The organism is Bizionia sp. M204, assembly GCF_023205095.1.
Classification (GTDB): domain Bacteria; phylum Bacteroidota; class Bacteroidia; order Flavobacteriales; family Flavobacteriaceae; genus Algorimicrobium; species Algorimicrobium hallyeonense.
The window spans coordinates 2,185,161-2,209,913 of the sequence record NZ_CP046242.1 but is presented as its reverse complement, the minus strand read 5'-3'; the positions used below and the strand labels follow the sequence as shown (position 1 = coordinate 2,209,913).

Genomic DNA, 24,753 nt, shown 5'->3' with positions numbered 1-24,753 from the left:
TTATACGCTTTTAATAAAAAGGACACTGAAACCGGAATAAAATATTATTTAAAGGCAATAAATCACTCTGAAAATATAAGCAAGGTTGAATATTTATACAACCTTGTAAATTTGGCAACTACGTATATTAGCATTGAAAGTTATGAAGAAGCTCAAGCTTTATTACTTGAAATAAAGCCGCATTTACATGAATTTGAAGCGGAAAGCGAGCTAAAATACTATTATTATTACTTAACAGGAAACTACCATGAATGGCACAAATTCTATGCTTTAGCAGAAGAAAATTATTTAAAAGCCTATGAAATTTGTCTTCAAAAAGCCAAAAACTTTCCTAATTCGCACGAATTAGAAATTTATCAATTGCTAACGGATTTTTACAAAAAAACCAATGCCATTGATAAGTCTGAAAAATTTGCTCATAAATCAGACTCTTTACAAAAAGTACTACAAGATTTAGAACAGAATGAAAACATTAGACTGTTAAGACAAAAAATTGGGAAAGTAGAGGCCGAAAAAGAAATTCAAGATCAAAAATTTAATAATCTAAAATTGCTATCTATTTTAGTAATTGTCGTTTTTTTAGCCACACTATTACTGCTGTATTATCAATTTAAATTGAATAAAATACGACAAATTACTAATGAAGAATTAACACATGCCAACGAGGCTTTATTGGTAGCCAAAGAAAAAGCTGAGGAAGCCACGCTTTTAAAAACGCAGTTTGTTTCTACCATTAGCCACGAATTACGGACGCCACTTTATGGCGTTATTGGGATTACAGATATTATTGAAACCGAGCACAAAGAACTAGAAAATAGCCCGCATTTAAAAGCACTTAAATTTTCTGCTAATTACCTTTTAGCATTAGTTAATGATGTTTTAAAGGTTCATAAATTTGAAGAAAATAGGGTGGTTTTGGATAATAACCTGTTTGATATTGAAGAAAAGCTATATACCATTAAGGATTCACTTATGGTAATTGCCAAAAAAACACCGCAATAAAATTGTGGTCGAGGTGGACTCTAAAATACCACAATTTGTTTTAGGAGATTCTATCCGATTATCTCAAATTATTATCAATTTAGTAAGTAATTCTTTAAAGTTTACTACCGATGGTACGGTTACCATTACAGCAAAGTTGGAAAGCCAAGAGGCACATTTAGTTTATATTTGCTTTACAATTTCAGATACTGGTGTTGGAATTCCATTAGAATATCAAGATAAAATTTTCGAGAAATTTGTCCAGATTAATAGAAAAGAGGATGATTATCAAGGTACAGGAATAGGCTTAAGTATCGTTAAAAATTTGGTAACATTATTTAAAGGAACCATTTCATTACAAAGTGAAGAAAACATTGGTACGTCGGTTGAATTTACAATTCCGTTGGCGTATGAAAAGGACATCCAAGAAAAGCCCATAAATAAAACGGATAATCCCTTATTGGACGAGTTTGGTTTAAAAGTACTTTTGGTGGAAGATAATAAGATAAACCAAATGGTTACTAAAAAGCTTTTGGAAAATAATAATTATACATGTGAAATTGCCGATGATGGTTTTATGGCTTTGGAACTGTTAAAGAACACCACTTATGATGCTATATTAATGGACATCAATATGCCAAAAATTAACGGTTATGAAACCACAAAGCTTATTAGAGAACAAGGGATTGAAATTCCAATAATTGCTCTAACAGCTTTTGAAAGAGAAGAAGTCTATGATACGGCAATAGCATCCGGAATAGATGATATTATTGCCAAACCTTTTGATACGCGAAAACTATTGCAGATGATCCAAAAGTATTCATCTAAAATCTAGTTTAATTCCACATTGGTTTTACTTCCAAATCGGAAATAGGCTTATAAACTGCATGGTTTAAGGGGTTTGTATTGCTATAACTTATATGAGGTTCCAATTGGATTAGGCTATGATTTCGTTGAGTGAAAATCCGAGAGGATTTAAGTTACTAGGTTATAACTTGCAATAGGTTATGTGTGTGGTTGTAAGAAGTGCTTTATTTTCTTTTCAGCGCAATATTTTCGTGAACCCATTTAACTTCATCTTTCGGGTCAATTTCCCCAACTTTACTGCTACATCTGCTAAATGTTGCTGCTGGAAAATCATATGGTTTACTATCGTCAAAATATGGTCCAACGACACCGAGCATCCATCCATTTTCCGCAGCCCAATGTGGTTTATTTGTCATATACCTAAATACGTGATAATATACATTATTCCCGTCAAAATTTATTTTTACTTTTTCAAGATGTTTTATGTCATCAGGTACTTTGTCTAATTCAGTTGGAAATTCAAGCCAATTGACCATTTTGCTTTCTGCACCACTTTCAATTGTCAAATATTCTTTAGGGAACAGCTCCGTTTTATTATGTTTAGATAGTATTTGGTAAGTCAATTCACGAGTCTTATTATCTTTCGCATAATTCAAAACATCTTCTTCTTTTATTTTTTCTTTGTTTTCTAATTTTTCGACAAGTGGTTTAATTCTAGCAAATCTCAACTTGTGAGTTTTTGCGCTTTCTTTTTTGAATGCAAAATATCTGTAAAGTATAAACAGAATAATAATTCCAATAACTATAAATATTATTTTCATATGCAGGTTTTTCGCATCAACTACAATGTTTATGTTTAAGAATAATGCGAATTTGTATCAGAGGATTTTCGTTCCGAAAATCAGATTAAAGCAAACATGCACTTCCTATTAATTAAATATTAAAACAAGCATTTAATATACATAGTGTTGTAACACGTTTTTTATTTCTCAATTAGCCTTTTTTGGGTTTAATATCAAAACCATCTAATTTTTCTAACCAATTCGGACCATCTATATTCATTTTTACGGTTTCTAAAAGATATCTTTCTCTTTTTACGTTATAACTGTATGCTTCTAATATTTTTTGTTCAGTATCCATTATGTAACTTAAATCCAAGTCTTTGTCGGCATAAATCCTATAAGTTATTTTCTCATCTACTTTGAACCGATGATTATATATAAGATTTTTTACTTCATCTCCAATGTCATTCATTGTTACGAGGTTAGATTCTACTCTAACATCTTTGTTCTGATTTATAAAGATATTAATATAGAAAGAATTACTAGAATTCGATTCTTGTGCAAAGAAGACATTACTAACTAACGCTAAAACGATAAATAATATGCTTTTTCTCATAATGTGTATTTTAAATGGATTAATATACTTTTGGTATTTCAAATTATTTTTTAATTGGTAAAAATAGAAACTACATTCTCAAATATAACTTTCAAATTGTTTATTTTCTTGGTTCGGTTAAATGTGTTACAACGTAAAGATAATTTTATTTATGGCATTCTCCAATTGGCTTTTGGTAAACATTTTAAATAAAAAAAGCCTATTCATTAATTTGAATAGGCTTTTATATATAGATTATAAAAAGAATTATTAGTCCTTCTTGTCGTCTCTTGGTTTTCTGTCATCACGACGATTATCACGACCTCTGTTGTTGTCACGAGAACCTCTGTTATCACGTCCACCTGAACGTTTGTCGTCTCTTGGTGGTCTTTCTACAAACCCTTCTGGTTTTGGTAAAATAGCCTTACGCGATACTTTTTCTTTACGTGTTCTAGAATCTATCCCGAAATACTTCACATCAAAAACATCGCCCATGTTTACCACATCAGATACATTTTCTGTACGTTCCCAAGCTAATTCGCTTACGTGTAATAACACTTCGTTTCCAGGTGCATCTGTATACTCCACAACGGCACCAAAATCTAACATTTTAATGACTTTTACTTCATATATGCTGCCAACTGTAGGTTTGAATAGAATAGCATCAATTTTTGCCATAACCGCATCAATACCTTTTTTACCAACGCCTAATATTTCAACAATACCTTCTTCCGTTACAGGATCTTCGTTAATAACAATGGTTGTATCGGTTTCTTTTTGCATTTCCTGAATCACTTTTCCACCAGGTCCAATTAAAGCCCCAATGAATTCGTTAGGAATACGTCTGGTTACCATAGTTGGAGCATGTTCCTTAACTTCTGCATTTGGTTTAGCAATTGTTTCAACTAGTTTTTCTAAAATATGTAAACGGCCTTCACGAGCTTGTTTTAATGCATTTACTAAAATCTCATAAGAAAGACCTTTTACTTTAATATCCATTTGGCAAGCAGTAATACCATCTGCAGTTCCTGTTACTTTAAAATCCATATCTCCTAAATGATCTTCATCACCTAAAATATCAGATAATACAGCATATTTACCAGAAGCAGCATCAGAAATTAATCCCATAGCAATACCAGATACAGGCTTAATCATTTGTACACCAGCATCCATTAGTGCCATAGTTCCTGCACAAACAGTTGCCATAGAAGAGGAGCCGTTAGATTCCAATACTTCTGAAACTATACGTACAGTATACGGACTTTCATCTGGTACCATTCCTTTTAAAGCACGTTGCGCCAAGTTACCATGACCTACCTCTCTACGAGAAGTTCCACGAATTGGTCTTGCTTCACCTGTACAAAATGGTGGGAAGTTATAATGTAAATAGAAACGCTCTTCACCTTCTTGCGATGGCATATCTATTTGATTAGCATCTCTAGATGTTCCTAAAGTTACTGTAGCTAAAGCTTGTGTTTCTCCACGTGTAAAAAGAGCAGAACCGTGTGTAGATGGTAAGTAATCTACTTCACACCAAATTGGTCTAATTTCATCCGTTTTTCTACCATCTAAACGCAATCCTTCATTTAAGGTTAAATCACGAATAGCTGCTTTTTCAGCTTTGTGGTAATATTCAGATACTAATCCGCCGTAATCTTCTAATTCTTCTTCAGAAAATGTGGCTTTAATATCTTCTTTTATTTGTTGAAATGCATCACTTCTTTCATGTTTAGCCGATCCAGCTTTTGCAATAGCATACACTTTATCGTAAGCCATGTCATACACTTTTTTCTCTAAATCTTCATCGGTTCTTTCTGGTTCATATTCACGAACGGCTTTTTTTCCAAATGCTTCAGCTAACCTTACTTGAGCTTCACATTGAATTTTAATAGCTTCATGGGCAAATTTAATAGCATCTGCCATTTCTTCTTCAGAAATTTCATCCATTTCACCTTCCACCATCATTACAGAGTCAGCAGAAGCACCAATCATCATGTCAATATCAGATTCTGCTAATTGCGCCAATGTTGGGTTAATAATGAATTCACCATTAATACGGCCAACTCGTGCTTCAGAGATTGGACATTCAAAAGGTAAATCGGATAATTGAATAGCAGCAGAAGCAGCTAATCCAGCCATAGCGTCTGGCATAACATTTTCGTCATGAGACATTAATTGAATCATCACCTGTGTTTCAGAATGATAATCTTTTGGGAATAATGGACGTAAAACACGATCTACTAAACGCATGGTTAATACTTCGCCATCACTAGGTCTTGCTTCTCTTTTAAAGAAGCCTCCTGGGTAACGACCTGCAGCAGCAAATTTTTCACGATAATCTACCGTTAAGGGTAAAAAATTAAGGTCTTTTTGTTCGTAGTTGGAAACAACTGTACATAATAACATACATTTTCCTGACTGCACAACAACGCTACCGTGAGCTTGTTTTGCTAATTTTCCTGTTTCGATGGAAATTTCTCTGCCATCACCAAGGTCAATGACCTCTCTAAATACTTTTGGAATCATAAATTTTTAATTCTAATTAAACAATGGTCGTTGTGTTGTTGTAGTTGTTGTGTGTATGTGACCAATGAAAAACCTTTAGTCCCAAACTTATTTCGGGATCTAGCTTCTTATTTACGAATTTTATACGCTTACGATTGCGTTATGTTTAAAACAAAAAAGAGGCGCGAAGCCTCTTAAATGTGATTATTTTCTTAATCCTAATTCCTTAATAATAGCACGATATCTTAAGATATCTTTCTTAATTAAGTAATCTAGTAATGCACGACGCTTACCAACTAACATTACTAATGAACGCTCCGTATTGTAATCTTTACGATTCGTTTTTAAGTGCTGTGTTAAATGCTCGATGCGTTGTGTAAATAATGCAATTTGGCCTTCTGCGCTTCCAGTATCGGTTTTTCCGTTACCGTGTTTTGCGAAAAGCTCTTGCTTTTCTTCTTTTGATAAATACATTCTAATATTATTGTAAATGATTGTTATGTATATGAAAGTTTTTCTTTCAAGCTGCAAATATAGTAAATTTTAATTATTCAGCCGTTTTTTGTTTGAAAAAGTCCCACGCTGTTTTTTAGGGCATTAGCTACTAATTAGTAACCCTAATTATGCTCTTAATGGCTGATTGGCAATTAAATCAATATATAAGTTCACTTTGTTTTTTAAATTTTTACGGTGTGAAATAAAATCCAAGAAACCGTGTTCTAATAAAAACTCCGATGTTTGGAAATCTTCTGGTAAATCTTGTCCTGTGGTATCACGAACTACGCGTGGTCCAGCAAATCCAATTAAAGCACCTGGTTCTGCAATATTAATATCGCCTAACATGGCAAAAGAGGCGGTTGTTCCGCCGGTTGTTGGATCTGTACATAAAGATATATACGGTATGCCAGCATCTGCTAATTGTGCCAAAACAACCGAGGTTTTTGCCAATTGCATTAAGGATAAAGCGGCTTCCATCATACGTGCACCTCCAGATTTGGAGATAATCATGAACGGTATTTTTTTCTTTAAAGCATATTGTCCAGCTCGTGCTATTTTTTCGCCAACCACAGATCCCATAGAACCTCCTATAAATGAGAAATCCATACAGGCAACGACTAAATCGTTTCCTTTAGATTTTCCAACGGCTGTACGAACAGCGTCTTGAAGTTTGGTTTTTTCTTGAGCCGCTTTTAAACGGTCTGGATACTTTTTAGTGTCTTCAAATTTCAAAGGATCTTTAGATTCTAATTTAGCATCTAATTCCTTGAATTTATTATCGTCAAATAAGATTTTGAAGTATTCGTTACTCCCAATTCTTACGTGATAACCGTCTTCAGGACTCACGTAAAAGTTTTGCTCTAATTCTTTAGCATCAACAATTTTTCCTGTTGGCGATTTATACCACAACCCTTTGGGTGTGTCTTTCTTTTGCTCCGTAGAGGTTTGAATTCCTTTTTCTTTTCGTTTAAACCAAGACATAGTGCTTAACGATTTTAAGTTATGCGAGTAACGGTTTTCACTATTAAAAGCCGTTAGTATTCGCGTTAGTTAGACAAGCAAAATTACACGTTTAATTTGAAATGCGTGTTTTTTGCGCTTTTATTTTATAAAGTGTTCACGTTGTTCAAGTCTTCAAAAGCCTTCTTTAAACGTGCAACAAATGTTTCTTCACCTTTACGTAACCAAACGCGCGGATCGTAATATTTTTTATTTGGCACATCATCGCCATCTGGATTTCCTATTTGTGTTTGTAAATAGGCTTGTTTTTCTATTATGTAATCACGAACGCCAGATGTAAAGGCATATTGCATATCCGTGTCAATATTCATTTTAATAACACCATAACCAATGGCTTCGCGAATTTCTTCAACTGTACTTCCAGATCCTCCATGAAAAACAAAATCAATATGGTTATGTTCTACATTAAATTTTTCTGAAATATGTGCTTGCGAATTTTTAAGAATTTTTGGCGTTAATTTTACATTCCCAGGTTTGTAAACACCATGTACATTTCCGAAGGCTGCCGCAATTGTAAATTGATCGCTTACTTTACTTAATTCTTCATAGGCGTAAGCAACTTCATCGGGTTGTGTGTATAATTTAGAATCGTCCACATCCGTATTATCTACACCATCTTCTTCACCACCTGTAATACCTAATTCAATTTCAAGGGTCATGCCCATTTTGCTCATGCGCTCTAAATAGCGTTTGCAAATTTCTATGTTTTCCTCAATTGGCTCTTCACTTAAATCAATCATGTGCGAGCTGTAAAGTGGTTTACCAGTTTCTTTAAAATGCACTTCACTAGCATCCAATAAACCATCTATCCAAGGCAATAGTTTTTTAGCACAATGATCGGTATGTAAAATAACCGGAACACCGTAGGCTTCTGCCATTAGATGCACATGTTTAGCACCTGCAATGCAACCAGCAATAGCGGCTTTTTGATTTTCATTACTTAAGCCTTTTCCAGCATTAAAAACACCACCACCATTTGAAAATTGAATAATTACGGGCGCATTTAAATCTCTAGCCGTTTCCAGAACACCATTTATTGAGTTGGAACCAACAACATTTACAGCTGGTAAGGCAAAGCCTTTTTCTTTAGCTAACTTAAAAATGGCTTGAACTTCGTGTCCAGTAGCAACGCCTGGTTTAATAGAATGTGACATAATTTGTGGTTTTAAAGAAACAAAAATAATAAAATTAATAGCTTAAAACGGGTAATTGATACCAATGTTATAAACAGCATTGGTGAAATTATAATCATTTAGCCAGCGGTTGCCCATTTCGTAAGACGGATCGTAGGTTTTAAAGCCCGTGTCAAAACGGAAAATAATAAAGCCAAAATCGTAACGCAATCCAAATCCTGTTCCTAAGGCAATATCTTCTAAAGATTGAAAACTGGTAAAGGTTGCTTGTGGGTCTTCAATATTATCCAAAACGTTCCAGATATTTCCGGCATCGGCAAAAAAGGCGGCATAAAAATCGCCAAATACATTAAACCGGTATTCTAAATTGAAGGCTAACTTCAGGTTGGCTTCATTAAATTCATCATTACTGTCTGAGCTTCCAGGGCCTAAACTGTAGGCAGTCCATGCGCGATTGTCATTAGTACCTCCTGCAAAGAAACTTTTTGAAAAGGGAATACTGTTTGAATTACCATAAGGAATGGCAATTCCAAAAAAGCTTCGAAGTGCTAAAACTTGTTTTTTGCCTAAATCCCAATGTTTAATATAATCGAATTCGGTTTTAATATATTGTGAATAGGCAACATCAAAAATCTCGTAATTATCATTCGCGTTTTTTGGACTTCCAAAAGCATTGGACGCCAGAGAAAGTAAATTTCCTGCCGATTCTATTTTTCCTCTAAAAATGGAAAAATTCTCGTCGAATAAACTTGTTCTATTATCCCTTACATAATTATAACTAGAAGCAATGATTAAGTTGTTTTCTGTTAAACGTTCCTGACGTTCATTAATGTAGTTAATATTCTGAATATTGTCTGAAGTCAAGCCATTTGGCGGGTTGTCGCCTATAGATTCTTGAATAAATTCATTGGCTTGATCTGGTATGCCTAACTCATCATTAGGCCCAATATAATTAATATCTTGAGCTATGTCATTCAAAGTATTATAGGATGTGCTATATACATTGAAATAATTATCTGGATTTAAGTTTTTTACATATTGAACACTAAATAAATCGAATCGGTTGGTGACTTTAAAATTCGGTTTCCAGCGGTAATTAAGTGTTCCAGAAAGCGTTTGTTTATCCAATCCAATATTGGTTTGGCTGGAAGTGGAAATACTCATTCGTGTGCTGGGTGACATGCTTTTTGGAATGAGTTTCTGGGTATTAAATGGAAGCAATAAACGCGGAACCGTTAATTTTAAATCGGCACCCCATTCGTTAATATCAAAAAACTTATCATCATCATTGGCGCCATCTTTTGAAGCTCCTATGGATCCGAAGGCTGTTAGTTGTAAGGTTTCGGCACCACCAAAAACATTTCGCATAAGCACAGAAGGATTAAAGGACAGTCCAATAGTTTGAATGTTACTTTGAGATACTTCAGCACTAAATTCTAAACCAAATTTCTTTAAAGGTGTTAAGTAGACATTGGCGGTTAGAGTGGTATCGGGATTCTCAACATATTCAATGTTTGGGTATTTAAAGGTTCGTAATTCTGAAATATGCCTGTAAGATAAAGTCCTGTCGCTATCTCTAAAGGTGGAATCGGGCGTAATGAAAACCACATCTGTTAAAGCTTTTGGCTTGAAGCGTAATTTGTCATTACTAAACAAGTTGTAACCTTTAAATTTCGTAGAGTCTTTTTGCATCTTATTCCGATCTTGATAGGAATAGTCTGTATAAATGTTAACGTCTTTTATTTTGTAAATAGTGAACGGTTCACGCCTGGAGGAATCATCATTTTTTATGAGTCGATCTTGAATTTGTAATTCAACTTTTACTTTTTTATCTGTGTCAATGGTGTCCATTTCAAAGTATATATAATCTTCACTAAAATGATAGACACCATGATTTCTAAAGTAATCTGTTAATCGATCCTTTTCTTGTTCAAACGTTGACGTTTTATACTGTTTGTTTAATTGAATATGGGATTGTTTTTTAGATTCATTATATAAGGTGTCTATTGCTGGTGATGCTATTTTCACGCTTAAAGAATCAACTATATAAGGATCGCCTGTGGTTACATAATAATCCACTTTAGAACGACTGGAATCTATTTTTGTGGTTTCTGATGTTGCTTTGGCTGTAAACCAACCGTTATGAAAATAGTAAGCTTCCAACCGATTTATAGAACGTTTGGTTTTTTCATCATTTAAAATAACGGGCGCTTCGCCGGTGGTTTTTAACCAGGTGTTAATACCTTTTCTAGATTCTATGTATTGATCTAGTTGTTTTTTGGACAGAAAGCGCTCCAAGTTTTCCTCACGATTGGGTTTTTTAGCAATATTCGCTTTTAAAATAGAATCGATATTTGGCCGTGCTAAATTGTAAATATGTAACCGAATGGGAATTGTTAATAGTTTTCGGTTTGGTTTCTGGTAAAGTAAATTGTTAATGGTTTCCGTATTATTTACCTTATCATTCACCGTAACGGTGTTGCTAGTTAGTAGTTGCTGATCTTCTCCAACATGTTTTATGGTATTACAAGACACAAAAAACAGAGCGAACGTAATATAAAAGGCTATTTTTGAAGAATGTATTCTCAAGGATACTGATTTATAAAAATTTAGTGATGCTTTTGGTATGTAATTTGGACTGACAAATAATATAATAATTGCCTCAAAAATACATTATTTCAACGGAAATAAAGCATATATATAATGACACATTTTGAAAGGTTTGTGTTTTATTATTTCTAATTTTGTTTGCACCAATTAAAATCGGTTTCATGTTATCAAAAAACCAAATAAAACTAATAACGAGTTTAAAACAAAAAAAGTACAGACAGCAACATGGATTGTTTGTGGCTGAAGGTATAAAAACTATAGCGGAGCTTTTAAATTCTAATTTGGAGTTACATCACGTATATACCGTTTCAACATGTAATTTGGATGCTGATTTGGAAACGCTTATTTCAGAGACGGATTTAAAGAAAATCAGTTTCTTAAAAACACCCAACCAAGCTTTGGCTATTTTTAAAATTCCTCAAGTTGAAAGGCTACCAAAAAGCGGTTTTATTTTAGCCCTGGATGATATTCGTGATCCAGGAAATTTAGGAACAATTATCAGGTTATGCGATTGGTTTGGAATTCAAAATTTAGTTTGTAGTGAACAAACCGTAGATTGTTATAACCCAAAGGTTATTCAAGCAACCATGGGTTCTATTACGCGCGTGCAAGTTAGCTATACAGATTTGAATGCGTATTTGAGCGCGACTACATCCCCAATTTATGGTGCTTTTATGGATGGTGACAATGTGTATAATGAAGCATTAATTCCAGAAGGCGTTTTAGTTATGGGAAATGAAGCTAATGGCATTTCTGAACCTATTGAAAAACATATCACAAAACGCATTAGTATTCCACGCTTTGGCGCAATTCAAGCTACTGAAAGCTTAAATGTAGCTACTGCAACGGCTGTTTTGTTGAGTGAATTTAAAAGGGGTTAATTGTTAAGATGTTAGTTATTGAGTTGAAACGGGAACTATGCCATTTTTTAACAACTAACAATTACTGAAACGTAAAGTTTAAAAACACACCACGCGTTTTCATAGTATTTACATTGCTTGTCCAAGGACTGTTAGGGTCCTTATCTTGAATAATTTCGTCATTAAGTGCAAAAACGCCGCGGATAGATGGTGTAAATTTAAAGAAGTAAAGATAAAAGTCCACCCCAAAGCCAACTTCGTAAAAGAACATATTCTTTTTAGTTCTAAATTGTCCGCTGCTATTATCGTCTGGATTATTTTCGTTACTCGATAAATTTAAAGCTGTAGATAATCCCGCAACCACAAACGGCTTAAAATTATTGATACGTTTGGTAGAAAATTTCATTAACAACGGAAAATGGATGTAGGTAGATTTTACTTCGCGCTTTAAATCCGTATCCGTAAATTCCATACCTTGAAAATAACTTTCATCGTAAACTAAATTCCGTGTTGTAATATATAAACCAGGCTCAAAACGTAGATCCATGTATTCCATAATACGCAGATTTCCAATTAAACCAACACTAAAGCCTCCTGTTTTTTCTACTAAAATATCAGCCTGATCCGTATTATAATCAAAATTAAAATCATAACTGTTGTACCCTAAAAAGAAACCATAACTTAAAAGCCTTTTATCTTCAGTTTCCAGATTCCTGATTTTTTCTTTTGAAAATAATTGTGCCGAAGCTACTTGCGATAGTAAAATAAACCCAAAAAGGACAAGGTGTTTTCTCATAAAACTATTTTGATAATGTATAAATAGTAGCCACACCAAATGTTTGTGGCAAGTCATTCACATTAGTAAACCCAATTTTACGCAAAATATTGTTTAATTCCTCACCAAAAGGAAAAACAGAAGCAGATTCGCATAAATAAGCATAGGCTGTTTTGTCTTTTGAAAACAATTTACCAATAACTGGTAAAATATTTTTAGTGTAAAATTTATAACCTTGTTTGTAAGGTGTTTTGGTTGGCATGGAGGTTTCAAGAATCACAAAAGTGCCTCCAGGTTTTAGCACACGATGAATTTCAGATAAGCCTTTTTCTAGGGTTTCAAAATTTCGAATACCAAAGGCAACCGTAATGGCGTCAAAAGAATTATCTTCAAACGGCATGTTTTCAGAATCGCCTAAAACCATGTCTATCTTATTATCTAGATTTTTATGAGCTACTTTTTGTTTGCCTATTTCTAGCATACCGCTACTAATATCAAAACCCACAATTTTTTTGGCATTGGTTTGAGCAAGCATAATAGCCAAATCGCCAGTTCCCGTTGCAATATCTAAAATGGTTTCAGGATTACTTGCTTTTATAATAGCGAGTACTTTTTTTCGCCAAGACACATCAATACCAAAGGAAATAACACGATTTAAACCATCGTAATTTCCAGAAATAGTATCAAACATTTTTGTAACCTGTTCTTTCTTTCCTAGGTTACTATCTTTATATGGATTTACTTTCGACAACTTTTATTTTTTTTGCAAATATAAACTATTACATAACCATTAAACAACTACATGGTAATTTATTATAACCCATGGAAATTTATAGAAGTCCTATTTTTTGCTTTATCTTTGTACTACTTTTTAGAAAAAAACTACGTGAAACTGAAATTGATTAAATTTTTGCATTAAGATGCGAGGTAATACTAGGTTTAATTATTTAAGGTTCCATCTGACCATTGAAAAAACAATAAACGTAAACAGATGAAAATTATTATTGCGGGTGCTGGTGAAGTTGGATTTCATTTAGCAAAACTATTATCCTTTGAATCGCAAGAAATTACGCTGATAGATACCAACAAAGAAAGTTTGCTTAATGCAGATAATCATTTGGATATAAAGGTTATGAAAGGCGATGCAACTTCCATTTCTATTTTAAAAGATGCACGTGTTGCCCAAAGTGATTTGGTAATTGCCGTAACATCTTCAGAAACAACAAACATTACGGTTTGTGTATTGGCAAAACAGTTAGGAGCCAAACGAACCATTGCCAGGATTTCCAACACCGAGTTTATACAACATAAAGATGAAGTAGGTTTTACTAAATTTGGTATTGATGAACTAATTTCACCAGAAGCTTTAGCCGCGGCTGAAATTAGATTATTACTATCCCAGTCTGCATTTAGTGATACCTATGCTTTTGAAGATGGTGCACTAACTATGGTGGGATTAGATCTATCTAGAACCATGCCTTTTGCAGGGAAAACGGTTCAGGAAGCAGCCGAAATATTTCCAGATATACATTTTGTGCCAATCGCAATTCAACGCTTTGGAACACAATATACTATTATTCCAAGAGGTGATACCCAATTAAAGGAAGGCGATCACGTAGTGTTTATAACATCGGAAGGTGGTGCTGAAGAATTATGTAAAATTACAGGTAAAACCAATACAGAAATTAAGAATGTAATGATTCTTGGTGGTAGTAAAATTGGTTATAAAACAGCTCGTGATTTATCGGCTAATGGTTTTAACGTGAAGCTGATTGAAAAAGACAAAAACCGCGCGTTTGATATTGCGGATGAATTGCCAAATGTACTAGTTATAAATGGTGATGGCCGGAATGTTGATTTATTGAATGAAGAAAACATGGGTGCAATGGATGCCTTTATTGCCGTAACAGGGAATAGCGAAATTAATATTATGTCGAGTTTAGTAGCCAAATCAAAAGGTGTTAAAAAAACTATTTCCTTGGTTGAAAACATGGATTATTTTGAGTTGTCGCAATCCATAGGTATTGATACTCTAATAAATAAAAAATTATTAGCTGCTAATACCATTTTTAGATACGTGAGACGTGGTGAAGTATTAGCTATGACCAAATTAAATAATATGGATGCCGAGCTTTTAGAATTTAAAGTGAAAGCGCGTTCAAAAATTTGCAATAAATTAATTAAAGATGCGGGCTTTCCAAGATCTGCTATTATTGCGGGCGTTATAAGAGATGGGATTGGAAATATTGCATTGGGAGATTTTAAGATCCAGGAAGGAGATTTGGTCGTCATTTGCGGATTACCACGTTCTATTAAAGAAGTTGAAAAACTGTTCTTGTAAGTATGAAACTGAACTATAAAATCATTTTTCACTTTTTAGGTTTGCTGCTTTTATTTAATGGTGGCTTTATGCTCGTGTCTACACTCATCAGCTATATTTATAAAGATGGCGTTACGTTTCCATTATTTTTAGCGGGTATTAGTACGCTTTTATTAGGCGTTTCGTTGATGTATGCCACGCGTGATCATAAAAAAATCATGGATAAGCGTGAAGGCTATGTGGTCGTTACATTTGGCTGGCTAATCATGGCGCTTTCAGGTTGTTTACCTTATGTTTTTACAGGTGCTATTCCGGATTTTACCAGCGCCTTTCTAGAAACTATGTCTGGCTATACTACAACAGGTGCCACCATTTTGAATGATATTGAAATTATTCCAAAAGGGGTTCTTTTTTGGCGTAGTATGACACATTGGATAGGCGGGATGGGAATAATTGTTTTAGCCATAGCTATCTTGCCCTTGTTAGGAATAGGAGGTATGCAGTTGTTTGCGGCTGAAGCGCCAGGACCTAATGCCGATAAGTTACATCCAAGAATTACCGATACAGCCAAACGGTTATGGCTCATTTATTTTGGGTATACCGTAGCAGAAACTATTTTGTTAAAAGTGGCCGGAATGAATTTGTTTGACGCCATGAATCATGCTATGAGTACCTTATCTACTGGTGGGTTTTCAACCAAAAATGCGAGTGTTGCCTATTGGAATGATCAACCGGTTATTCAGTATATCATTATCCTTTTTATGTTTTTAGCTGGAACTAATTTTGTTTTAAGCTATTTTGCCTTTAAAGGGAAGGTTCAGAAAATACTAAAAGATGACGAGTTTAAGCTCTATCTGTCTTTTATTGTGATTTTTACCATCATTGCGAGTACCATTATTTATTTTAAAGCAGATCCAACAATATCATCCATAGCACATCCCATGGTTTGGGGTGAAGCAGAAAGTGCCCTACGACATGGCATGTTTCAAGTTTTAAGTGTTGTAACAACCACAGGTTTTATTACAGCCGATTATACCTTATGGTCACCATTTTTAGTGGTATTCTTTTTTGGGTTGATGTTTTTAGGTGGTTCAGCAGGAAGCACATCGGGTGGGGTAAAAGTAGTGCGCCATTTAATTTTAATACGCAATGGTTTTTTAGAATTTAAGCGTGCTTTGCATCCCAATGCTATTTTGCCTGTTCGTTATAATTCTAGAGCGGTTTCAGGAGATATTGTTTTTAATATTCTTGCCTTCTTTATCTTATATATGCTGTCCTTTATTGTAGGTTCTTTAGTGTTCTCTATGTTTGGATTAGACTTCATGTCTTCCATAGGAATTGCAGCTTCTAGTTTAGGAAACGTGGGTCCAGCTTTTGGCGATTTTGGCCCAGTTAATAATTACGCTGCCTTACCAGCTTTGGGTAAATGGTGGGCCGCTTTTTTAATGCTAATTGGGCGTTTGGAGTTGTTTACAGTTTTGATTTTATTAACACCTTTCTTTTGGAGGAATAGGTAATTTAAAAATAAAAAAAATCCACTTCAAGCGAAGTGGATTTTTTTTATTCAACTAATAAATGCTATTAATCTTTAAGTCACAGCCTCTTTAATTCGCTTAATAGCTTCAATAATTTGTGCTTGACTCGCTGCATAAGATAAGCGAATGCAATCTGGTGCGCCAAACGCATCACCTGTAACCGTTGCTACCAAGGCGTGTTCTAATAAGAATAATGAGAAATCGGTTGCATTGTTAATGGTGGTTCCTTTTAGGGTTTTTCCAAAGAAAGCCGAAATATTAGGGAATACATAAAAAGCACCTTCTGGGGTATTATTTATAAACCCAGGCACATCATCCAATAAGGTTAAAACCAAATCGCGACGAATATGAAATTCATCTATCATGAACTTAACGCGCGTTGGCGATTCATTTAAAGCTGTAATTACCGCACGCTGTGCAATACTGTTAGCACCACTAGTTACTTGACCTTGCATTTTGTTGCAAGCACGTGCTATGTTTTCTGGCGCACCTAAATACCCAATTCGCCAGCCTGTCATAGCAAACGCTTTAGAAACGCCATTTATAGTTATGGTTCTATCAAACATATCTGGAAATTGGGCCATACTAGCATGACCGTTTTCTGTAAAGTTAATATGCTCGTAAATTTCATCAGAAACCACATAAATATTTGGATGTTTTTGAAGCACATCGGCTAAAGCACGTAATTCTTCTTTGCTGTAAAGCGAGCCACTTGGATTACAAGGAGAGCTATACCAAATCATTTTTGTTCTTGGTGTAATAGCTGCTTCCAATTGTGCAGGTGTCATTTTGAAATCGGTGGCAATACTGGTTTGTACTTCTACAGGAACGCCCTCGGCAAGCTCAACAATATCTGCATAACTTACCCAATATGGACATGGTAAAATAACTTCGTCACCTTTATTAATCATTACTTGTGCCACATTGTAAAGTGCTTGTTTAGCACCTGTAGACACCACAATTTGTGGTAAGGTATAGGTTAAATTGTTATCACGCTTAAATTTGGTGATAATGGCTTGTTTTAGTTCTACATAACCATCAACTGGTGTGTAGGAACTGTAATTATCATGAATGGCTTGAACAGCCGCTTCTTTAATATAATCTGGTGTATTGAAATCTGGTTCACCCAAACTCAAACCAATAATATCTTTGCCTTCCGCACGTAATTCGCGCGTTTTAGCTGCCATAGCTAATGTGGCAGACGTGGCCATGTTTAAAACTCTATCTGAAAGTACATTCATTAGAAATATCTTTTTAAAAGTAAATGAAAATTAAGCCATACTCGGTTTTGCACCAAGTGTTTTTAATTGGTTGTAGTGTTCTGCTATAGCTGTCCAAATAGAATTGTATTCATTATAAGGTAAGCTAAATTCATGCGCCGTTTCTTTCACTATTTTAGCAATGTTTTTATAGTGAACATGACTAATATGAGCAAATAAATGGTGCTCTACCTGTCTGTTTAAACCGCCTGTGTAAAACTCTACAATCCAACTTTTTGGTGAAAAATTAGAGGTGGTAAATAATTGATGAATAGCCCATGTGTTTTTCATGTTTCCTTCTTCATCAGGTAAAGGCATTTCCGTATTTGGCATGACATGCGCTAATTGGAAAATAACACTTAAAATTACACCAGCTGTATAATGCATAATTAAGAATCCGATTAACACTTTCCACCAGGCAAAGCCTAAAGCTAATGGTAAAACTACCCAAAGTGAATAATATAATATTTTACCAATAATTAATTTCGTCCATTGTGTTGCTGGATTAGGAAAATCACCATAAGATAATTTTCTTTTCAGGTAAACATAGGTCTGTTTAAAATCGGTTGTAATTGCCCAGTTTACTGTTAATAGTCCATAAAGTAAAAATGCATAATACTTTTGGTATTGGTGGATTTTCATCCATTTAGAATGTTTTGAGAATCGGATAATTCGTCCTGCATCAATATCCTCATCATGACCTTGAATATTTGTGTAGGTATGGTGTAAAACATTATGTTGAACTTTCCAATTGTAGTCGTTTCCAGCTAAAATATGGATACTACTTCCCATTAAGGTATTTACCCATTTTTTACTAGAAAAAGATCCGTGATTAGCATCATGCATCACGTTCATTCCAACACCAGCAATTCCAATTCCTATGACTACCATACAAATTATTTGCAACCAGCCAGGCATGCTTACGGTTAATAAAAGGACTAAAGGCCCTAAAAGTAGGGTAAACATGATTATGGCTTTTATGTATAAAGTCCAATTACCTGTTTTTTTTATATTATTTTCTTTGAAGTAATCATTCACGCGCTTATTCAATGTTCTGAAGAATTTTGCAGAATCATTTCTTGAGAAAGAAAGGGTTTTATTTGTCATACTGTGTTATTTAAAATGTACTTACAAACCAGGTTGTAACACATATTTATGCAAATATAATTATAATGAGCCGTTATGAACACAAAGTTTTCATAAAAATATGCACAAAAAATTACCTATTTTTGTCGAAAATCGAAGAATATGGAACTCATTTTAAAGTATTTTCCCGACCTAACGGAAGATCAGATTGCTAAATTTACGCAATTAGAAGCCTTATATCAAGACTGGAATTTGAAGATAAATGTTGTGTCGAGAAAGGATATTGATGAGTTGTATTTACGCCATGTTTTGCACGCTTTGGCCATTGCAAAAGTGATTGATTTTAAACCAGGAACTAAATTAATGGATGTTGGAACTGGAGGTGGTTTTCCAGGTATTCCACTAGCTATTTTATATCCAGAATGCACATTTCATTTGGTAGATAGTATTGCTAAAAAATTGAAAGTGGTGGATGAGGTTGTTGCTGGATTAGAGCTGATTAACGTAAAAACTACGCATTCCCGAGTTGAGGAAATCAAAGATACCTACGATTTCATTATTAGCAGAGCCGTGGCTGCCATGCCAACTTTTGTGCACTGGATAAAAGGTAAAGTTGCCAAGAAACAAAACCATGAACTTAAAAATGGGATTTTGTATTTAAAAGGAGGCGATTTATCGGAAGAACTCCAAGACTATAAATTAGCAACGATTTATAATATTTCCGATTTTTATTCGGAAGCATTTTTCGAGACTAAAAAGGTGGTGCATTTACCCATTAAGTTTAAAGGGTAATATGTTTAATTTTGAATTGGAATAAAATTTTACAAAAATAAAAAAGAGGCTGTCTGAAAAGTAAATTTTCATTCTAAATGTCACATTGAGTACAGTGGAAATGTTTGTGTTATAAAAACATGAAAACTTCTACTGCGCTAAGTTGGACATTAAGTTGCTATTATTAAAACAGCCTCTTTTAATTAAAATTCAGTATTGTTTACTTAACTAATAATTTTGTTTTTAAAATTTGATTGCCGTCGCTTTCTACATTTAAAATGTACAATCCCGAAGCCATTTGGAACGGAACGTTAGTACGTTGGGTTACATTTAAAGTTAATTGTAAAACTGTTTTCCCGGTAATATCTACTATGGATATATTGGCATTGTTATAGGTTTGTGAACTTAAAATTGTAAAACTTTGTGAAACCGGATTTTGTTCCAGTTTCATAAAGTTTTCAGAAAATGAATCTGTATGTAATGTTTCTAGAATAATTTCGTTTATAGCAAAATCAACATTTTGAGGTGTTAATGTTACGTGTGGTTCATTTTCATTTGGCATATACCAAGCATCAAAAGGTGTGGTGCTGGTTGTTGCACGAGCGGTTGTAACATTACTTGGCGTATGAAACCAATCGATTTCATTATTAGTAATTTCAAAAGCCATAGAACTGACGCTTGGAATAAAATTAAAATAATCTGTGGAGAGCGCGTTTAGAAAATCGCCCACCAAACCATCTGTGGATAAATCTTCAGTCAAGCTCAAAATGTCAAATAATCCACCAGAAGCAGCGTCCACACCATTAGAAAAGCTTGGGGCTCGGGATGTGGCATTGTTAATACGGTCGTTGGCTAAAGGAAACCACCAAGCAAAATCCAAATGTACTTTACTACTATAAACTTGTGAACCTGCATTAGGTGTAAAACGTGTTTCGGCTTTTAATTCGGCACCTGTTATTACATCAATATTTGCATTAAGAATACGACTGCCAGGATTTAAATTATTTGCAGCTGCTGTATTATCTTGGTATCTAGAATTTATACCACTTCCATTAATAATTGAAATATTTCGTGTTAACTCTGGAAATCCAGATGCGGTTAAACTATTCATTCTCGTGTCCAAAATGGCTTTGTAAGGATGTTGTTGCGGTAAATTTAAAGCGCTATTAAAAGTAACACCATCGCTATTTGTAATATGCGGTTCAAACTGATCTACCAACATTTGTCTAGCAGCAGAAGAGCGTAACATACCATCAATAATAGGTTGCAATTCTTCCACATTTTGATCGCCTAAAACAGCAAAATCATCAAGTCCAAAAGCTAAAAAATTAAACTGGTGTTGAAACCCGATGGGCACATTGGCACCATGGTGAGGTGAATCAAAAGAAATCCATAACCTAGTTTCATGATCTAAATTATTATTCTCCATATAATTTATGGCATATCTTGAAATTAGACCACCCATACTTGGCCCAATAATGACATTGTTTTCCACGCCAATTTTTTGTGCGTTTATGCTATTAATTAATTCTACTAAAAGCATGGCGTTTCGTTCAATAAAATCAACGCCACCATCAATAACTTTATTATCAGCTGCGCGCGTATACACTGGGAAATTCAGAATGACCACATCAAAACCTTCGTCCCTTACCAAATCCCCTAAATTAGAGGTGGTCCCATTTTCTTCAAAATCTAGTAGTTCATAAATTCCAGCAATGTCACGTCCATCAGCAGGATCAAAACCGTCGACTAAAATAATAGGTTTGTCTAAAATATTATCAGCGCTTAAAAATAGTTCGTATTCACCTGTTCCAGGATAAGATGTGGTTTCTCCGTAAGGCGAAAGGTCTGGTGTAATAGTTGAATTAAATGTTGATATTACACGATTAAAATTTCGTTCTAAATCGGCATTAGAATAAGCTATCTCTATAGTTGCTTGACGGTAAATAATGGATCCATCAGCTAATGTTATTTGAAATGTTAGTGTTTTATCTCCAGCCTCTAAATAGGAAACTTGTATATTTTGATTAGTTGGTATTGGCCTGAAATCTTGACCATCATCAAAATTAATGGCAATGGCTTCAATGGCATTTTCTGTTGCATTAAAAATATGTTTTGACGCTATTGAAAACGTCGTTTCTAATCCTTTGTGCTTTGCTCTAAGCGGCGCGGCAATAGACAGGTTTCTTTTTTCAAAAATAGCCTCACTTGTGTTTCTACGAATAATGAAGCCTTGCGCATCTCTTGTTACTACTTGATTTCGGAAAGCTTGTTCGGTAATAGATTCAAAATCTGAAAGCAAAATTGCCAATGGAATATAATTCGTGAAATGGCTTTGTTTACTGTCTTCTTTTAAACTAGAAAGTGGCTTAAAACGGTCTTGGAAATCGTTTTGTGCTATGGTTTTATACGCCTGGTAAAAACTATAGGTGTTTAGCGTTTTGTTATTGTAATCTGTAATATTAACAATGGGAGATTGTGGAACCAAAATGCTTGTTTCCATTCCCTTTGTATCAAATTTTTCGAAAGTTTTATTGTTTTGCGAAAACGCTGATATGGTAAGCAGCGCGACTAATAAAAAGTAGTTTATTTTCATATGTATAGATGTATTGATTGTTTAAATATACTGCCTGAAATGGATTAGTACTAAAACTTTGGATAAACGACATAAAAAAACCCCTAACAGGTACTGTTAAGGGTTTTTGGAAACTTATATTTAAATATTTATTCTCCTAAAAATGGATATCTGTAATCAACTGGTGTTACAAATGTTTCTTTAATTAACCTAGGTGATACCCAACGTAACAAGTTTTGTGCTGATCCAGCTTTATCATTTGTTCCAGATGCTCTGGCACCTCCAAATGGTTGCTGACCAACAACAGCTCCTGTTGGTTTATCATTAATATAAAAGTTACCAGCACTATTTTGAAGCGCGTTGGTAGCTTCTTGAACTGCATAACGACATGTAGCTAAAATAGCGCCTGTTAAAGCGTATTCGCTAGTTTGGTCTACTAGTTTTAATGTTTCTGAAAAGTCGTTTTCATCATATACATAAATGGTCATAACTGGGCCAAATAACTCCTCTACCATCGTTGTATATTGTGGGTTGGTTGTTACAATAACCGTAGGCTCAATAAAGTATCCTTTGGATTTATCATAATTTCCACCAACAATAATTTCAGCATCTTTATCTGATTTTGCGTTGTCAATATACTTCGCTAATTTATCAAATGAACTTTCGTTAATAACCGCTGTAATAAAATTCCCCATATCTTCTGGAGATCCCATCTTAAAGGACTTCACGTCTTCAATTATATATTTTTTAACATCTTCCCAAAGGTTGCTTGGAATATAACCTCTAGAAGCTGCACTACATTTCTGACCTTGGAATTCAAAAGCGCCTCTAGAAATAGCTGTTGCTACTTGTTTAGCGTTTGCAGATTTGTGCGCTACAACAAAATCTTTCCCACCCGTTTCACCAACTATTCTTGGGTACGTTTTATAATTTGTTATATTATTCCCAATTTGTTTCCATAAATCTTGAAACACTGGTGTTGAACCTGTATAATGTAAACCAGAAAAATCTGGACTAGCCATAACTGTATCTGTAATCATACCTGGATTACCAAAAACAACGTTTATTACGCCATCTGGAACACCAGCTTCTTGAAAGACATCCATAATAACTTTAGCAGAGAAAATCTGGTTGTTACTTGGTTTCCAAACAACAACATTCCCCATTAATGCCATACAAGACGGCAAGTTTCCAGCAATAGCAGTAAAGTTAAAAGGTGTTACGGCATAGGTGAAACCCTCTAGTGGACGATATTCTACACGATTCCAAGCATCGCTTGTGCTTTCTGGTTGGTCCATGTAAATATCTGACATGAATTGTACGTTGAAACGTAAAAAGTCAATTAACTCACAAGCTGCATCAATTTCAGCTTGGTAAATATTTTTAGATTGTGCAATCATGGTTGCAGCATTAATTTTAGCTCTGTAAGGACCTGCAATTAATTCGGCAGCTTTTAAAAATATTCCTGCGCGTTGTTCCCATGGCATTTGAGACCATTCTTTTCTAGCTTCTAAAGCTGTAGAAATGGCTTCTTCAATATGAGATTTTTCGGCTAAATGATAGGTTCCAACAATATGTTGATGATCATGTGGAGGAGACATTGTTCTCGTGTTTCCAGTTTTCACCTCTTTCCCATTGATGTACATGCCTACATCAACTTTACTGTTGTACATGTCTTTATAAACTTTTAAAACTTCATCGCGCTCTGGCGATCCTGGAGCATAAGTTTTTACAGGCTCATTTACTGCTAGTGGTACGTTAAAGAATCCTTTTCCCATGAATATATTGGTATTTAATTGTTTATGTTGTTTTCGAGCTGCAAATGTACGATTTTTTAACTATTTTTTTGATAGAAAGGCTCTTAAAAACACGTTAAAAGTTTGTCTATTTTTGTAAGTTTCATTTTTATTTAGAAACCGTTTAATTATGTGTACAGTAACCTTTATTCCTAAAAACAATACGGATTTTATATTTACTTCAAATCGGGATGAGTCGCTAACACGTGAAACGCTAGCGCCTGATTTCTATTTGGAGCATGATGTAACCCTACTTTATCCGAAGGATAAAAAAGCTGGAGGTACCTGGATTGGTGTCAGCGAAAAAAGCCGATTAGTTTGTTTATTGAATGGTGGTTTTACAGCTCATAAACAAGAGGATTATTACAGATTGAGTAGAGGCGTTGTGGTTAAAGATGTTTTAGTAGCGCCCAATTTTTTAAAGATAATTGAGACCTATAGTTTTACGAATATTGAGCCTTTTACTATGCTTATTGTGGATTGGGAAAGAACCTTAAATCTTTATCAATTGGTTTGGGATGGGAATCAAAAACATCTAGAGAAATTACCAAATGAACCGCGAATTTGGTCTTCCTCCTCGTTGTACGATGAGTCCATGAAAAAATTGCGATTAGAATGGTTTAATACTTTTAAAAAGCAAACTAATTATCAGGGAGAATCTATCATGCGGTTTCATAAAACAGCAGGTTATCAGCATGCTGAATTTGGATTGATTATGGACCGCGGATTTGTTAAAACTACTAGTATTACCCAAGTTGAAAAACGGTACTCACGTGTTAATATGCGATACACAAATTTACAAGCTGAAAAGGTTGTTGAAAAGGAAATGCTTTTTTGAATTAATA

General features: G+C 34.4%; 20 protein-coding genes. 7 read left to right on the top strand and 13 right to left on the bottom strand.

Annotated elements, in window-relative coordinates; genetic code table 11:
• Window positions 1–111: 111 nt before the first annotated feature.
• Both GMA17_RS10140 and GMA17_RS10135 read left to right on the top strand, forming a co-directional pair.
• The gene (locus GMA17_RS10140; RefSeq protein ID WP_248395662.1) at window positions 112–1,002 is read left to right on the top strand and encodes a HAMP domain-containing sensor histidine kinase; all 891 of its coding nucleotides are present in this window, start codon (window positions 112–114) and stop codon (window positions 1,000–1,002) included.
• Window positions 1,003–1,015: 13 nt separating this feature from the next.
• The gene (locus GMA17_RS10135; protein ID WP_248395659.1) at window positions 1,016–1,816 is read left to right on the top strand and encodes a response regulator; all 801 of its coding nucleotides are present in this window, start codon (window positions 1,016–1,018) and stop codon (window positions 1,814–1,816) included.
• Between the two features lie 196 nt (window positions 1,817–2,012).
• Here GMA17_RS10135 and GMA17_RS10130 read toward each other — a convergent pair whose 3' ends face one another.
• The 7 genes from GMA17_RS10130 to GMA17_RS10100 all read right to left on the bottom strand — a co-directional run bounded on the left by GMA17_RS10130 (window position 2,013) and on the right by GMA17_RS10100 (window position 10,910).
• Window positions 2,013–2,609, bottom strand: a complete 597-nt coding sequence (locus GMA17_RS10130) for a hypothetical protein (RefSeq protein WP_248395656.1) — start codon at window positions 2,607–2,609, stop codon at window positions 2,013–2,015.
• Window positions 2,610–2,781: 172 nt separating this feature from the next.
• A complete protein-coding gene (locus tag GMA17_RS10125) occupies window positions 2,782–3,186 on the bottom strand; it encodes a hypothetical protein (RefSeq protein ID WP_248395653.1) in 405 nt (134 codons plus the stop codon).
• Between the two features lie 249 nt (window positions 3,187–3,435).
• Window positions 3,436–5,691, bottom strand: a complete 2,256-nt coding sequence (locus GMA17_RS10120; RefSeq protein ID WP_248395650.1) for a polyribonucleotide nucleotidyltransferase — start codon at window positions 5,689–5,691, stop codon at window positions 3,436–3,438.
• Between the two features lie 183 nt (window positions 5,692–5,874).
• The gene (gene rpsO, locus GMA17_RS10115; protein WP_248395647.1) at window positions 5,875–6,144 is read right to left on the bottom strand and encodes a 30S ribosomal protein S15; all 270 of its coding nucleotides are present in this window, start codon (window positions 6,142–6,144) and stop codon (window positions 5,875–5,877) included.
• 147 nt (window positions 6,145–6,291) lie between these two features.
• Window positions 6,292–7,149, bottom strand: a complete 858-nt coding sequence (gene accD / locus GMA17_RS10110) for an acetyl-CoA carboxylase, carboxyltransferase subunit beta (protein WP_248395644.1) — start codon at window positions 7,147–7,149, stop codon at window positions 6,292–6,294.
• Between the two features lie 125 nt (window positions 7,150–7,274).
• The gene (gene fbaA, locus GMA17_RS10105; RefSeq protein ID WP_248395642.1) at window positions 7,275–8,342 is read right to left on the bottom strand and encodes a class II fructose-bisphosphate aldolase; all 1,068 of its coding nucleotides are present in this window, start codon (window positions 8,340–8,342) and stop codon (window positions 7,275–7,277) included.
• A 42-nt stretch (window positions 8,343–8,384) separates the two neighbouring features.
• On the bottom strand, window positions 8,385–10,910 hold the full coding sequence (locus GMA17_RS10100; RefSeq protein ID WP_248395640.1) for a BamA/TamA family outer membrane protein: 2,526 nt from the start codon (window positions 10,908–10,910) through the stop codon (window positions 8,385–8,387).
• 182 nt (window positions 10,911–11,092) lie between these two features.
• On the opposite strand from GMA17_RS10100, the gene GMA17_RS10095 reads away from it, so the two are divergent.
• Entirely contained in the window at window positions 11,093–11,812 is a 720-nt protein-coding gene (locus GMA17_RS10095) for an RNA methyltransferase (protein ID WP_248395638.1), read from the top strand.
• 61 nt (window positions 11,813–11,873) lie between these two features.
• On the opposite strand, the gene GMA17_RS10090 is transcribed toward GMA17_RS10095, so the two are convergent.
• A complete protein-coding gene (locus GMA17_RS10090) occupies window positions 11,874–12,587 on the bottom strand; it encodes a porin family protein (RefSeq protein ID WP_248395636.1) in 714 nt (237 codons plus the stop codon).
• 4 nt (window positions 12,588–12,591) lie between these two features.
• Window positions 12,592–13,317 carry a bifunctional demethylmenaquinone methyltransferase/2-methoxy-6-polyprenyl-1,4-benzoquinol methylase UbiE gene (ubiE, locus tag GMA17_RS10085; protein ID WP_248395634.1) on the bottom strand — a complete coding sequence of 242 codons (726 nt, stop codon included), beginning with the start codon at window positions 13,315–13,317 and terminating at the stop codon, window positions 12,592–12,594.
• Window positions 13,318–13,557: 240 nt separating this feature from the next.
• Between ubiE and trkA the strand changes: the two genes are divergently transcribed.
• Together trkA and GMA17_RS10075 are read left to right on the top strand one after the other, a co-directional pair.
• Window positions 13,558–14,907 carry a Trk system potassium transporter TrkA gene (gene trkA / locus GMA17_RS10080; protein ID WP_248395632.1) on the top strand — a complete coding sequence of 450 codons (1,350 nt, stop codon included), beginning with the start codon at window positions 13,558–13,560 and terminating at the stop codon, window positions 14,905–14,907.
• 2 nt (window positions 14,908–14,909) lie between these two features.
• Complete coding sequence (locus GMA17_RS10075) at window positions 14,910–16,403, top strand: TrkH family potassium uptake protein (RefSeq protein WP_248395630.1); 1,494 nt, start codon at window positions 14,910–14,912, stop codon at window positions 16,401–16,403.
• A 71-nt stretch (window positions 16,404–16,474) separates the two neighbouring features.
• Here the strand turns inward: GMA17_RS10075 and GMA17_RS10070 are convergent, their stop codons facing one another.
• Both GMA17_RS10070 and GMA17_RS10065 read right to left on the bottom strand, forming a co-directional pair.
• Entirely contained in the window at window positions 16,475–17,662 is a 1,188-nt protein-coding gene (locus GMA17_RS10070) for a pyridoxal phosphate-dependent aminotransferase (RefSeq protein ID WP_248395627.1), read from the bottom strand.
• Window positions 17,663–17,692: 30 nt separating this feature from the next.
• Window positions 17,693–18,787, bottom strand: coding sequence for an acyl-CoA desaturase (locus GMA17_RS10065; protein WP_248395625.1), 1,095 nt, complete (start codon window positions 18,785–18,787; stop codon window positions 17,693–17,695).
• A gap of 141 nt (window positions 18,788–18,928) precedes the next feature.
• Here GMA17_RS10065 and rsmG point away from each other — a divergent pair, with 141 nt between their 5' ends.
• Window positions 18,929–19,558 carry a 16S rRNA (guanine(527)-N(7))-methyltransferase RsmG gene (gene rsmG, locus GMA17_RS10060; RefSeq protein ID WP_248395622.1) on the top strand — a complete coding sequence of 210 codons (630 nt, stop codon included), beginning with the start codon at window positions 18,929–18,931 and terminating at the stop codon, window positions 19,556–19,558.
• Between the two features lie 199 nt (window positions 19,559–19,757).
• On the opposite strand, the gene GMA17_RS10055 is transcribed toward rsmG, so the two are convergent.
• Window positions 19,758–22,040: a T9SS type A sorting domain-containing protein gene (locus GMA17_RS10055; RefSeq protein WP_248395620.1), complete on the bottom strand. Its 2,283-nt coding sequence runs from the start codon at window positions 22,038–22,040 to the stop codon at window positions 19,758–19,760.
• Between the two features lie 221 nt (window positions 22,041–22,261).
• Window positions 22,262–23,890 carry an L-glutamate gamma-semialdehyde dehydrogenase gene (pruA, locus tag GMA17_RS10050; RefSeq protein ID WP_248395618.1) on the bottom strand — a complete coding sequence of 543 codons (1,629 nt, stop codon included), beginning with the start codon at window positions 23,888–23,890 and terminating at the stop codon, window positions 22,262–22,264.
• Window positions 23,891–24,038: 148 nt separating this feature from the next.
• On the opposite strand from pruA, the gene GMA17_RS10045 reads away from it, so the two are divergent.
• On the top strand, window positions 24,039–24,746 hold the full coding sequence (locus GMA17_RS10045; RefSeq protein ID WP_248395616.1) for an NRDE family protein: 708 nt from the start codon (window positions 24,039–24,041) through the stop codon (window positions 24,744–24,746).
• Window positions 24,747–24,753 lie beyond the last annotated feature (7 nt).